13 protein-coding genes are annotated in these 11701 nt (G+C 67.0%); 10 read left to right on the top strand and 3 right to left on the bottom strand.

The window, feature by feature from the left end; translation table 11 throughout:
* The first annotated feature begins 5 nt into the window (after window positions 1-5).
* The 8 genes from KW845_RS13105 to KW845_RS13070 are packed head-to-tail and all read left to right on the top strand — an operon-like array spanning window position 6 to window position 7972.
* The gene (locus tag KW845_RS13105; protein WP_218369649.1) at window positions 6-1001 is read left to right on the top strand and encodes an ABC transporter substrate-binding protein; all 996 of its coding nucleotides are present in this window, start codon (window positions 6-8) and stop codon (window positions 999-1001) included.
* A gap of 38 nt (window positions 1002-1039) precedes the next feature.
* Window positions 1040-2044 carry a zinc-binding dehydrogenase gene (locus tag KW845_RS13100; protein ID WP_218370024.1) on the top strand — a complete coding sequence of 335 codons (1005 nt, stop codon included), beginning with the start codon at window positions 1040-1042 and terminating at the stop codon, window positions 2042-2044.
* Between the two features lie 14 nt (window positions 2045-2058).
* The gene (locus tag KW845_RS13095; RefSeq protein WP_218369648.1) at window positions 2059-2481 is read left to right on the top strand and encodes a PaaI family thioesterase; all 423 of its coding nucleotides are present in this window, start codon (window positions 2059-2061) and stop codon (window positions 2479-2481) included.
* Window positions 2482-2497: 16 nt separating this feature from the next.
* Window positions 2498-4054: a class I adenylate-forming enzyme family protein gene (locus KW845_RS13090; protein ID WP_218369647.1), complete on the top strand. Its 1557-nt coding sequence runs from the start codon at window positions 2498-2500 to the stop codon at window positions 4052-4054.
* Complete coding sequence (locus KW845_RS13085; RefSeq protein WP_218369646.1) at window positions 4041-5117, top strand: ABC transporter substrate-binding protein; 1077 nt, start codon at window positions 4041-4043, stop codon at window positions 5115-5117. Before KW845_RS13090 ends, KW845_RS13085 begins: the two co-directional genes overlap by 14 nt.
* Entirely contained in the window at window positions 5114-6409 is a 1296-nt protein-coding gene (locus KW845_RS13080) for an acyl-CoA thioester hydrolase/BAAT C-terminal domain-containing protein (protein ID WP_218369645.1), read from the top strand. Before KW845_RS13085 ends, KW845_RS13080 begins: the two co-directional genes overlap by 4 nt.
* Complete coding sequence (locus KW845_RS13075) at window positions 6406-7164, top strand: ABC transporter ATP-binding protein (RefSeq protein WP_218369644.1); 759 nt, start codon at window positions 6406-6408, stop codon at window positions 7162-7164. The genes KW845_RS13080 and KW845_RS13075 overlap by 4 nt, the downstream gene beginning before the upstream one ends.
* Entirely contained in the window at window positions 7157-7972 is an 816-nt protein-coding gene (locus tag KW845_RS13070; protein WP_218369643.1) for an ABC transporter permease, read from the top strand. The genes KW845_RS13075 and KW845_RS13070 overlap by 8 nt, the downstream gene beginning before the upstream one ends.
* A 76-nt stretch (window positions 7973-8048) precedes the next feature.
* Here KW845_RS13070 and KW845_RS13065 read toward each other — a convergent pair whose 3' ends face one another.
* Complete coding sequence (locus KW845_RS13065) at window positions 8049-8981, bottom strand: CysB family HTH-type transcriptional regulator (RefSeq protein WP_218369642.1); 933 nt, start codon at window positions 8979-8981, stop codon at window positions 8049-8051.
* A gap of 211 nt (window positions 8982-9192) precedes the next feature.
* Here KW845_RS13065 and KW845_RS13060 point away from each other — a divergent pair, with 211 nt between their 5' ends.
* Window positions 9193-10206 carry an aliphatic sulfonate ABC transporter substrate-binding protein gene (locus KW845_RS13060; RefSeq protein ID WP_370628225.1) on the top strand — a complete coding sequence of 338 codons (1014 nt, stop codon included), beginning with the start codon at window positions 9193-9195 and terminating at the stop codon, window positions 10204-10206.
* A gap of 34 nt (window positions 10207-10240) precedes the next feature.
* On the opposite strand, the gene KW845_RS13055 is transcribed toward KW845_RS13060, so the two are convergent.
* Together KW845_RS13055 and KW845_RS13050 are read right to left on the bottom strand one after the other, a co-directional pair.
* Entirely contained in the window at window positions 10241-10705 is a 465-nt protein-coding gene (locus tag KW845_RS13055; RefSeq protein ID WP_218369641.1) for a YaiI/YqxD family protein, read from the bottom strand.
* Between the two features lie 24 nt (window positions 10706-10729).
* Window positions 10730-10993 carry a hypothetical protein gene (locus tag KW845_RS13050; protein WP_218369640.1) on the bottom strand — a complete coding sequence of 88 codons (264 nt, stop codon included), beginning with the start codon at window positions 10991-10993 and terminating at the stop codon, window positions 10730-10732.
* Window positions 10994-11201: 208 nt separating this feature from the next.
* Here KW845_RS13050 and KW845_RS13045 point away from each other — a divergent pair, with 208 nt between their 5' ends.
* Complete coding sequence (locus tag KW845_RS13045) at window positions 11202-11648, top strand: SRPBCC family protein (protein ID WP_218369639.1); 447 nt, start codon at window positions 11202-11204, stop codon at window positions 11646-11648.
* The last annotated feature ends 53 nt before the right edge of the window (window positions 11649-11701 follow it).

Genomic DNA, 11701 nt, shown 5'->3' with positions numbered 1-11701 from the left:
TCCCCATGTCCCTGAATCGATTGCTGCGGGTGGCCGCCAGCGCCGCCACGCTTGCCTTGCTTTTTACCGCCCCGACCGCTCATGCGGCCGACAAAGTCCGCATCGGATACTGGAGCAGCGGCGTCAGCCTGGGCTACGGCTCGGTGCTGGAAGCCACCGACTTCCTCAAGCAGCGCGACCTGGATGTCGAGTTCGTGCGCTTTCCCGACGTGAACGCGCCGCTGCGCGCCCTGGCCTCGAATTCGATCGACCTGGCCTTCGGCGCCCCGGCGGCCGGCGTGTTCAGCAGCGTGACCGAAGGCGTGCCCATCAAGGTATTCGCCGCCACCCAGCCGGCCGATGTGCAGTTCGTGGTGCCCGAAGGCTCGCCCATCACCTCCATTGACCAGTTCCGCGGCAAGAAAGTCGGCATGTCGCCGGCCGGCAGTTCGGTAGCTGTGATTGCCGGTGCCGTGCTGGCCGGCAACCACGGCATCGAATCCGGCGATTTCTCGCTGGTGGGCGGCAACGAATCGCGCCTGGTGCAGTTCCTGGCCCAGAAACAGGTGGATGCCGCGGCGCTGCGCTCGGTCACCGTGGCCCAGCTCGACGAGCTCAAGGTGCACTCGCTGGGTTCGTTCGCGCAAGAATGGCAGCGCCTGACCAACAGCGATTCGGTTCCCTACATCGGCATCGGCGCCGTGCACAGCGAATTCGTGGCAAAGCACCCGCAAGTGGTGGCGCGCGTGATCGCCGGGCTGCGCGATGCCGTCGACTGGGGCGGCGCGCATCCCGAGGAAGTGGCCGCCATTCTGCAGAAGTCGGCCAACCTGCCGGCGGCCGATGCCCAGGCCTACGCGGGGCAATGGAAAAACATGTACCGCGTGGCATTCGAGCCCGCCGACATCGCCACGCTGAAGCGCCAGCATGAAGTCTTCGCGGCCAGCGGCCTGATCAAGGGCAAGCTCGATCCGGCGCTTTTCGTCACCGGCCCGTACGAACAATCCAAGTCTTTGCATTGAATCGACTCATCTCTATAGGAAATCTCATGAGCAAAACCATGAAAGCGCTGGTGCTATCCGAACATGGCGGACTGGACCGCCTGCAAGTGGTCACCGACAAGCCCGTGCCCACGGCTACCGCCGGCCACGTGGTGATCCGTGTGCGGGCATCGTCGTTCAACTACCACGACGTGTTCACGGTACAGGGCATGCCCGGCATCAAGGTGCCCCTGCCGGTGGTCATCGGCCTGGACATGGCCGGCGAAATCGCCGAGGTCGGTGCCGAGGTCTCCGGCTGGAAAGCCGGCGACCGCGTGCTGGTCAACCCGCTGAACAAGTCGCGCGGCCTGATGGGCGAGATGCTCGACGGCGGCATGGCCGAATACTGCCTGGTGTCGCAAGACCAGCTCATCGCGTTGCCCGACGGCGTCAGCTTCGACGCGGCGGCCGCGCTGCCGGTAGCCTACGGCACCGCCCACCGCATGCTGATCACCCACAACACCGTCAAGGCCGGCGACAAGGTCCTGGTGCTGGGCGCCAGCGGCGGCGTGGGCACGGCCTGCGTGGTGCTGGCCAAGCTGCTGGGGGCCGAGGTCATTGCCTGCGCCGGCAGTGCCTCGAAGCTGGAAGCCTTGAAGGCGCTGGGGGCCGATCATCTGGTCAACTACCGCGACACCGATTTCTCGAAGTGGGCCATCGGCCAATACGGCAAGCCGCAGCGCCGCAATAATGAAGGCGGCGTAGACGTGGTGGTGAACTTCACGGGCGGCGACACCTGGGTGCCCTCGCTGAAATGCCTCAAGCGCGGCGGCACGCTGCTGGTGTGCGGCGCCACCGCGGGCCACGCCCCGGCGGAAGACCTGCGCTATGTCTGGAGCTTCGAACTCAACATCAAGGGCTCCAACAGCTTCTACGACGAAAACCTCAAGGCGCTGCTCGACCTGGTGGCCGAAGGCCGCATCCAGCCGCTGGTCGACCGCAGCGTGCCGCTGGAACAAGCCGCCGAGGGCCTGGCCCTGATTCGCGACCGCGAAGTGCTGGGCAAAGTCATCGTCAACCCCTGAACCGGATCATCACCATGAGCGAAAACGCCCCCCTGCCTACCGTCGAGGCCATCCAGGAACGCCTGCTGCGCGGCCCCTATCACCAATGGCTGGGCCTGGAAGTGGCTTCGGTCGCTGTCGGCGAAATCGAGCTGACCGCGCGCTGGCGCGAAGAATGGGTCGTGAACCCCGACAAGCGCTATACGCATGGCGGCATCCTGGCCGCCCTGGTCGACCTGGCGGCCGACTGGGCCCTGGTCTCGCAAACCGGCCGTGGCGTGCCCACCATCGACCTGCGCGTCGACTACCACCGCGCCGCAGCGCCGGGCGACCTGCGCGTACGCGGCAAGGTCATCAAGTTCGGTTCGCAGGTATCGACCGCCGAAGCGCACGTCTATGACGGCGACGGCAAGCTGGTGGCCAGCGGCCGCGGCGTGTATTCCACGCCGCGCGCCTGAGGCGGCGGAGCCGGCCATGGCCACGCCTGCAGAAAACCTGGGTACCGTGCTCGACGCCACCGTGGCGGCGGCGCCCGAGCGGATCGCGCTGATCGCCCTGGATACCCGGGAACACGCGCAGACCTGGACCTACGCGCAGTTGCATGCGGCAGCCGGCCGCGTCGCCACGGCGCTGCGCGCGCGCGGCTATGCGCCGGGCGAGCGCATCGCCATCCTGGCGGCCAACTCGGCCCGCTACCTGGCCGCCATGCTGGGCATCCAGCGCGCCGGCCTGGTTGCCGTGCCGGTGAACTTCAAGTTCCCCGCCGAGACGATTGCCTATGTCATCAACGACAGCGGCGCGCGGCTGGTGCTGCACGATGCCGCGCACACCGCCGTGCCAGCCGGCGTCGCGGCCCTGAATATGGACGGCCCGGCCTGGAACGGCCTGCCGCCCGATGACGGCCAGCCCGCGGCCGCCGTTGCCGCGCACGACCTGGCGCTGATGCTGTACACGTCGGGCTCCACCGGCCGCCCAAAGGGGGTACGCCTGACCCACGCCGGCCAGTACTGGACGGTGCGCATGCGGCAAGCCGCCACGCCGCTGGCCGACGAGCGCGCCCTGATCGCCGCCCCGCTTTATCACATGAACGCACTGGCGCTGGCATTGCTGGTGCTGGCCAGCGGCGCCAGCGCGGTGTTGCTGCCGCAGTTCACCGCGCCCGCCTATATCCGCGCCATCGAACGCTATCGGGCCACCTGGCTGACGGCCGTGCCGCCCATGATCGCCATGATGCTGCGCGAACACGCATTGCTGGCCGCCACCGACCTGTCGTCCGTGCGCGCGATCCGCATGGGGTCGGCGCCCGTCAGCGCCAGCCTGTGGCAACAGATCCATACCATGCTGCCCAACGCCCGGGTCATCAACGCCTATGGCACCACCGAGGGCGGGCCGGTCGTGTTCGGCCCGCATCCCGATGGACTCCCCACGCCGCCTACTGCGGTCGGCTATCCGCATCCTGCGGTGCAGGTCCGGCTGGCACAGGGGCCGCAGGACGCGCCCGACACCGGCATACTCGAATTGAAAAGCCCTGGCTTGATGCAGGGCTACCACCAGCGCCCCGACCTGGGTTCGCCGTTTTCCGAAGATGGCTACTACCGCACCGGCGACGTCTTCCAGCGCGATGCCGACGGCTTTTATACCTTCGTGGGCCGTCGCGACGATATGTTCGTGTCCGGTGGAGAAAACATCTACCCCGCCGAAGTCGAGCGCATGCTCGAGCGCCATCCCGCCGTGCAGCAGGCCTGCGTGGTGCCGGTCGAAGACGACATCAAGGGCACCAAGCCCGTGGCCTTCGTGGTGCTGCGTGCCGGGCAGGCCGCCGACGAGCCTGCGATCAAGCGGTTCGCGCTGGCGCATGCGCCGGCCTACCAGCACCCGCGCCACGTTTGGTTCGTGCCGGCGCTGCCCCTGGCCAGCACCAACAAGATCGACCGTGCGCGCCTGCTGCGCGAAGCCGGCGAACGTACCGGCCGCGCTGTCGCGCACAACGCAGCGTTATCCACCATAGGAAATTCCGATGCACATCCGTAATTTGACTCGCGGCCTCTGGTTCCTGGCGCTTGGCATGGCCACCACCGGCGCACACGCCGCCGACGACGTCACCGTGGCCCTGGCCATCCCCCCTGCCGTCCATGACGGCGCGCCCTACGCGGCCGCCGAGGCACTGGGCTATTTCAAGCAGGAAGACCTCAACGTCAAGACCATCGTCTTCCAGGGCGCCGGCGCGCTGCTGCCGCAGGTGGCCAGCAAGCGCGTAACGCTGGGCTATCCCACGTCCGAACCGGTGATCTCCAGCTACTTCAACAGCAAGGACCCGCTGCCCGTGCGTTACTTCTATAACGGCGTGCCGACCAACACGATGGAATTCGCGGTGCTGGCCGACGGTCCCATCAAGTCGCTGGCCGACCTGGAAGGCAAGAAGATCGGCGTAGGCGCCCTGACCTGGGGCACCATCCCCGGCGGACGGGCAGCCCTGCGCACCGCGGGCCTGCAGCCCGGCAAGAACGTCGAGTTCGTAGCCGTGGGCGCCCTGGCGTCCGGCTTCCAGGCCTTGCGCACCGGCCAGGTCGACGCGCTGAACTTCAACAGCAGCTGGCACGACATGCTGGAAATGTCGGGCACCAAGATCCGGCGCATTGCCTACCCCGCCGTCTTCAGCGAAACCGCCGGCAACGGCTTCATCACGCATGAAGATACCTACCGCGAACAACCCGAACTGCTGGTGCGTTTCGCGCGGGCCTACACCAAGGGCCAGATCGCCTGCGAAGCCAACCCGCGCTTCTGCGTGCAGGCCTACTGGCGGGCCCATCCGGAAACCCGCCCGGCCGGCGACCAGGCAGCCGAACTCGACAAGGCCGCCACGCTGCTGTCGCGCCGCCTGGCACGCGTGCTGCACAAGCCCGACGGCACCGCCCGCGTGCCCGGCCAGTACGACCTGCAGGCAATCCAGGCCGGCATTGCCGCCATGAGCAAGGCAGGCGAATATCCGTCGGCCGACGTCCCGGTCGATCGCATTTTCTCGAATGCGCTGATCGACCAGATCAATGACTTCGACGCGCAGGCGGTGCGCGCCCAGGCAAAGGAACAGCAATGAGCGCTGCGCAAGATCCCGGCCTGCGCATCACACCGGTCGATGCATTGCTCGATGTGCCGCGCCGCATCGTGGCGCGCGGCCTGCCGCCCGGCCCGGCAAGCGTGGCCGCCACGCTGCAGCACCCGGATGGCAGCCTCTGGCGCAGCCAGGCCGAGTTCGAAGTGGGCGCCGATGGCACACTGGACCTGGACGCCCAGGCGCCCGCCAGCGGCGACTGGAACGTAGCCGACGCCATGGCCACCGTATGGTCGATGCGCCGCGAGACCCCGCCCACCGCGCCGGAACTCAGCGAAGAAACCGCCCCGCTGGAAATCATGCTTGAACTGACGGCGGGCACGCTGCGCCTGCAGGGTACGTTCGTGCAGCGCTACGAAGGCGCGGGCATCGGGCGCACGGAACTGGCGGGCCAGGTCGTGGGCACGCTGTACACGCCTGCCACCCCCGGTCCGCATCCGGCCATCGTGGTGTTCAACGGATCGGGGGGCGGCATCCCCCGCCAACGGGCCGCCTTGTACGCCGCGCACGGCTACCTGGCGCTGGCGCTGGGCTATTTCAAGGCGCCCGGCAGGCCCGACCATATTTCCGAAACGCCGCTGGAATACTTCCAGCAGGCCCTGCAATGGCTGCGCCGCACGCATGCGCCGCGCCGCGGCTTTGTCGCGGTCACAGGCCAATCGCGCGGGGGCGAGCTGGCGCTGCTGCTGGGTGCGCGCTTTCCCGAGCTGGTCGACGCGGTCATTGCCTACGTGCCCAGTTCGGTGGTGCACGGCACGCTGCGGGCCGGCCGGCCCGGCCAGGCGCCCGATGGGCCGGTCTGGACCTGGCAGGGCCAGCCCCTGCCCAATGTATGGCAAGACAACCCGCGCGCGGACTGGGCCGCCTTCCTGCAGGCGCCGGCCGACGGTACGCCCGTGCGCCAGGAACCCGCCTTCCATACCCCGCTGGCGCATGCGCCCAGCGTGGCGGCCGCGCGCATCCCGGTCGAACGTATCGCCGGACCGGTCATGCTGGTTTCCGGCACCGACGATGGTTTCTGGCCGTCCACGCATTATGCCGAGCTGGTGGCGGCCACGCTGCACGCGCATGGGCATGCCTGGGCGATAGAACATGTGCGCTGCCAGGACGCCGGCCACGCCATCGGCCTGCCCCATGTGCCCACCACACTGATCGCCAAGCCGCACCCGGTGGCGGGGCTGGTGCTCAGCGGCGGCGGCAGCGCCAGCGCCAATGCCCGCGCCAACCGCGCCTCGTGGACAGCGGTGCAGCGCTTCCTGCGCGAGGCCACCGCATGAGCCTGGATTTGCAGCTGGACGCCGTGCGCCTGGTCTACCCCAGCCGGCGCGGCGATATCGACGCGCTGGGCCCCATCGACCTGGAAGTGCGCGCCGGCGAGTTCGTCGCCGTGCTGGGCCCGTCGGGCTGCGGCAAATCCACCCTGGTCAAGCTGGCCTCGGGCCTGATCGGCCCGAGCGCGGGCCAGGTACGCCTGGGCGGGCAGAACATTGTGGGCCCCAGCCGGCGCGCGGGCGTGGTGTTCCAGAAGCCCAACCTGCTGCCGTGGAAGACCGTGGCGCAGAATGTCGGGCTGCCGGCCCGCACGCTGGGCCTGCCGTCCGCATCGGCGCCGGCGCGCGTGCGCGAATTGCTGCAGCTGGTGGGCCTGGACGGTTTCGCCGACAACTATCCGCACGAATTGTCGGGCGGCATGCAGCAGCGCGTGGGTATCGCGCGCATGCTGATGTCCGACCCCGACCTGCTGCTGATGGACGAGCCTTTCGCGGCGCTGGACGCCCTGACGCGCGAATCGCTGACCCTGGAACTGCAGCGCATCTGGAGCCAGTCGCGCAAATCGGTGCTGTTCATCACGCACAGCATTCCCGAAGCCGTGTTCCTGGCCGACCGCATCGTCGTGCTGTCGCCACGGCCCGGCCGCATAGTCGAAGACTTCCGCCCCGGCCTGGCGCGCCCCCGCACGCCCCAGACACTGGGCCAAACCGATTTCAACGAAGCCTGCCAGCACCTGCGGCAGCATTTCCTACATGCCTGACATCCGTCCTCCATCGGCCAAGCGGGGGCCGCGCCTGCCCGCCCCGGTGTATCCGCTGATCAGCCTGGCCGTGCTCGTGCTTGCGTGGGAAATGGCGATCCGCGTGTTCGGCATTCCCGATTACCTGCTGCCGCCGCCCGGTACCGTGTTCCAGGCACTGGTGCAGGGTTTTGCCAGCGGCGCGTTGTGGCCGCACATCGGCACCACGCTGGCCGAGGCGGTATATGGCTACGTGCTGGGTTGCGGCCTGGCCGTGCTGTTCGGCGCGCTGCTGGCTGAATCCCGCACCTTCGAACGCTTCTGCTATCCGATCTTCATCGGCCTGCAAGCCATGCCCAAGGTCGCGCTGGGCCCCATCATCCTGGTGTGGTTCGGCTTCGGCATGAGTTCCAAAGTCGTGCTGGTGGCGCTGGTGTGCTTTTTCCCGCTGTTCGTCAACACAGTCAACGGCATCAAGCGTACCGACCCCGAACTGCTCGACGCCTGCCGCGCCTATTCGGCCAGCCGGGCCTATCTGCTGCTGCACGTGAAAATCCCGGCCGCGGCCGGCGACATTTTCTCGGGGCTGCAGATCGGCGTGTCGCTGGCCCTGATCGGGGCGGTGGTGGGCGAATTCCTGTCGGCGCAGCAAGGGCTGGGCTACCTGATCGCCTCGGCCTCGGTCAGCATGAGCCTGGCCACCATGTTCGCGGGAGTGTTCCTGCTGGCGGCCATCGGCCTGACCGGCTCGCTGCTGATGCGCCGGCTGCACCGGCGCGTCGTGTTCTGGGAAGGCGAGGCACGCCGGCGCGACGCGAACCAGGCGTAGCGGGCACCGGCAATGGTTTATGCCATCGCATCATAAGCAAGCTCGGTGCATCCGCGGCGGCCGCATCGGCGGCTGTTCAGTGGTTGTCCGTGCGCAGGGCCTTCTCGATGGCCGGCCGGGTCAAGGCAGGCACGAACATTTCAATGAAATCGAGCGCGTAGCCGCGCAGCCAGGCTCCGCGCGGCACCGCCAGGCGCGTGACGTTGATCTCGAACAGGTGCTGGGCGTCCAGGGCGTTCAGGCGCGCATCGCGCTCGGAATCCCAGGCCATCGAGGCGACAATACCCACTCCGATTCCCAGCTCGACGTAGGTCTTGATGACGTCGGCATCCATGGCCGTCATGATGACGTCGGGCTTGATGCCGGCGCCCGCGAACGCCTGGTCGATATGGGCCCTGCCGGTATAGCCCGGGCCGTAGGTGATGATCGGGTACCTGGCCAATCGCGCCAGGGTCAGCGCGCCGGCATGCGCCTCGAGCTCGTGCCCCCTGGGCACGATCACGCTGTGGCTCCATCGATAACAGGGCACGCTGATCAAGCCGGGGGAATCTGCGACCGCCTCGGTGGCAACGCCGATATCGGCTTCGCCCTCGAGCAGCATGCGCGACACCTGGTTCGGCGAACCCTGATGCAGGTGCACGACCACTTCGGGATAACGACGGCTGAAATCCCGGATGACCGGTGGCAGCTTGTAGCGTGCCTGCGTATGCGTCGCCGCGATCGACAGCACGCCCGCGCGGCTGTTGGCATATTCGGCGCCGGCATGGCGGATGTTTTCCGCGCACTGCAGAATCTGCGTCACCAGCGGCACAATCAATTCGCCCGGCGGCGTCAACCCGATCAGGCGCTTGCCTGACCGCACAAAGATATCGAAGCCGACTTCTTCTTCCAGTTCGCGGATCTGCCGGCTGACGCCCGGCTGCGACGTATGCAGGCTTTCGGCCACATCGGTCAAGTTGAAATCGCATCGCACCGCTTCCCGGACGGAGCGCAGTTGCTGGAAGTTCATAGGCCTTTCCCTGCCGCAACAGGGGAAAGCCGGCAGACGCCCGCTGCCCCATCTTTGCGAATCAAATATGTAGCGGCCCATTCTGAGGCAGTTGGCGAGCGGCGCGAAATACATCATCGGCATGTCGATATGAGTTTTCTGCGCGGAACCGCGAGCCTTCAATATTTTTATCCCTAATTTGTATTTGCCACGCCTGCCCGGCAAGCTGATGATGCCGAACACCCTATGCTGCTATCCCTCTATTCATATGGCATCCCAGTTCAAACCCTCGCGCCGTACGGCGTTGACCGCATTGGCCGGCGCGGCGCTGGCGGCCGGCTTGCCGCACCTGTCGATCGCCCGGCAAGCCAGGACGCTGCGCATCGGCTACCAGAAGTCGTCAACCCTGATCACCGTGGTCAAGCTGCAAGGCACGCTGGAAAAGCACCTGGCCGAACTAGGCGTCGCGGTGTCATGGCACGAGTTCACCAACGGCCAGCCGCTGCTGGAAGCCCTGAACGTCGGGGCGCTGGACCTGAGCGCGGATGTGGCCGATACCGTGCCCCTGTTCGCGCAGGCAGCCGGCGCCGCACTGACCTACTACGCGCGGGAAACCCCCGCGCCATCGGCGCAGGCCATCATCGTGCGCGAAGAGTCCCCCATCCGCTCGATCGCCGACCTGAAGGGCAAGAAAATAGGCTTTGCCCGCGCCGCCGGCGCGCATTACCTGGTCATTGCGGCACTCGAACACAATGGCCTGGCGGTGTCGGACATCCAGCCCGCCTATCTCACGCCCGCCGATGGCCGGGCCGCTTTCGACAATGGCTCGATCGATGCCTGGGTCATCTGGGATCCGTTCTACGCCGCCGCGCAACAACATACGCGCGTCAGGCTCCTGGTCGACGGCCGCAACGGGCTGGCAGACTACGCCCGCTATTACCTGGCCTCGACGCCGTATGTGCGCGACAACCCCCGCGTGGTGGCGCAGGTGTTCGATGCGCTGCGCACCGCCGGGATCTGGGCCAAGCAACACCCCGACGATGCCGCCGCCCTGTTGGCTCCGGCCTGGGGGTTGGACAAGAATATCGTGGCAGCCGCCAACGAACGGCGCACCTATGATGTGCGCCCCGTCTCCGTGCAGAATCTAGAGCGCCAGCAACAGATCGCCGACGTATTCCTGGCCAATAAATTGCTGCCCAAGCGTATCGACCTGAGCCAGGCGCAGATCTGGGCCCCCGCCGGCTAGCACCCGGACGCCCACGCGCCGAGCAGCCGTGCCCTCATGTTTTGGGGCTTGTGCTGGCGCGCGCCATCATCAGGCGATCCAGCGCATTGGCGAACGCGCGCCGGTCGGCCTGGCTGAAGGCCGACGGTCCGCCCGTGTCGATCCCGGCGCTGCGTAGTTCTTCCATCATGTCGCGCATCGACAGGCGCTCGCGTATCGTGTCGGCGGTATAGCGCTCGCCGCGCGGGCTGAGCACCAGGGCCTGTTTGTCCAGCGCCTGCGCCGCCAAGGGAATGTCGCCCGTGATCACCAGGTCGCCGGCCGCGGCATGGTCGACGATGTAGCTGTCGGCCACGTCGAAGCCGCGCGGCACCTGGATGGCACGGATCCAGGCCGATGGCGGCGTGCGCAACATCTGGTTGGCCACCAGCGTCAGCGGCCGTTGCCAGCGCTGCGCCGCCCGGAACAAGATTTCCTTGATCACGGCGGGGCAAGCATCGGCGTCCACCCAGATATGCATGGCTCCAGGTCCTGTCGACAGGCCCTAGGCCTTCAGGGCGTTTTCCAGCAGGGTATTGATCAGATCGTTGACAGGCACGCCGTCGGCATCCGCCTTGGCGCGCAGGGCCTCGATCAGCGGCTGGCGCAGCTTGACCGGAAACGCCACCAGGCCGGCCGCCTGGTCCAGGCGGCGCTGTTCGCGGCGGTCGGGCGCGGCGGCACCGGCATAGCGGCCCGGAGGCTGGGCGGCATTGAGCTTGCCCATCAACTTCAGGGCCTTGGTCTTTTCGAGGTCGGTTTTTTTCATGGTGGTCGGCGGGGAATCCGGGCGCTGGTTGTCCGGCGGCGAACGCGCCGGGTGCACGCTTGTACCATATTGCAGTTCTGAACCAGCGGTTTCGCCCGCTTGAACGCATCCACGGGTTATCCCTAGCCCGGAAAGTGTCGCAAAGATGTCGATTCCGGCGTCGCCGGATCGTCGTGCATATACACCCCCCTTCAAAGGCGAATACACCATGACTACTGGAACTGTACGATTGCACCGCGTCTTGCGCGCCCCCGCCGAACGCATCTACCGGGCGTTCCTCGAGCCCGATGCCATCGCCCGGTGGCTGCCCCCTTACGGGTACACCTGCCAGGTGCATCATATGGACCCCAAAGTGGGCGGTACCCACAAAATGTCGTTCCGCAACTTCGGCACCGGCCACAGCGAGTCGTTCGGCGGCGAATACCTGGAATTGGTGCCGTCCGAGAAAATCCGCTATTCGGACCAGTTCGACGATCCGAACCTGCCGGGCCAGATGCAGACCACGATTTCCCTGCGGCAAGTGTCCTGCGGCACCGAGATTTCCATCGTGCAAGAGGGCGTGCCGGAAGTGATTCCCACGGAAATGTGCTACCTGGGCTGGCAGGAATCGCTGCTGCAGCTGGCCAAACTGGTCGAGTCCGACATTCCGGACTGAGACATCGGCGGCTTTATCCAGAGACGGAACCCCCGCTTGCGTCACGGCCAGTC

The sequence above is a fragment of the Bordetella sp. BOR01 genome, assembly GCF_019218885.1.
Taxonomy (GTDB): Bacteria; Pseudomonadota; Gammaproteobacteria; order Burkholderiales; family Burkholderiaceae_B; genus Bordetella_A.
The sequence above is the reverse complement of the archived record's forward strand: the minus strand, read 5'-3'. Positions and strand labels throughout refer to the sequence as shown.

Bases quoted from the DNA above. Each gene is read 5' to 3' on its own strand.
- KW845_RS13060 (WP_370628225.1), top strand. From the start codon at position 9,193: ATGCCGAACACCCTATGCTGCTATCCCTCTATTCATATGGCATCCCAG.
- KW845_RS13085 (WP_218369646.1), top strand. From the start codon at position 4,041: ATGCACATCCGTAATTTGACTCGCGGCCTCTGGTTCCTGGCGCTTGGC.
- KW845_RS13050 (WP_218369640.1), bottom strand. From the start codon at position 10,993: ATGAAAAAAACCGACCTCGAAAAGACCAAGGCCCTGAAGTTGATGGGC.
- KW845_RS13055 (WP_218369641.1), bottom strand. From the start codon at position 10,705: ATGCATATCTGGGTGGACGCCGATGCTTGCCCCGCCGTGATCAAGGAA.
- KW845_RS13075 (WP_218369644.1), top strand. From the start codon at position 6,406: ATGAGCCTGGATTTGCAGCTGGACGCCGTGCGCCTGGTCTACCCCAGC.
- KW845_RS13105 (WP_218369649.1), top strand. From the start codon at position 6: ATGTCCCTGAATCGATTGCTGCGGGTGGCCGCCAGCGCCGCCACGCTT.
- KW845_RS13100 (WP_218370024.1), top strand. From the start codon at position 1,040: ATGAAAGCGCTGGTGCTATCCGAACATGGCGGACTGGACCGCCTGCAA.
- KW845_RS13090 (WP_218369647.1), top strand. From the start codon at position 2,498: ATGGCCACGCCTGCAGAAAACCTGGGTACCGTGCTCGACGCCACCGTG.
- KW845_RS13070 (WP_218369643.1), top strand. From the start codon at position 7,157: ATGCCTGACATCCGTCCTCCATCGGCCAAGCGGGGGCCGCGCCTGCCC.
- KW845_RS13080 (WP_218369645.1), top strand. From the start codon at position 5,114: ATGAGCGCTGCGCAAGATCCCGGCCTGCGCATCACACCGGTCGATGCA.
- KW845_RS13065 (WP_218369642.1), bottom strand. From the start codon at position 8,981: ATGAACTTCCAGCAACTGCGCTCCGTCCGGGAAGCGGTGCGATGCGAT.
- KW845_RS13095 (WP_218369648.1), top strand. From the start codon at position 2,059: ATGAGCGAAAACGCCCCCCTGCCTACCGTCGAGGCCATCCAGGAACGC.
- KW845_RS13045 (WP_218369639.1), top strand. From the start codon at position 11,202: ATGACTACTGGAACTGTACGATTGCACCGCGTCTTGCGCGCCCCCGCC.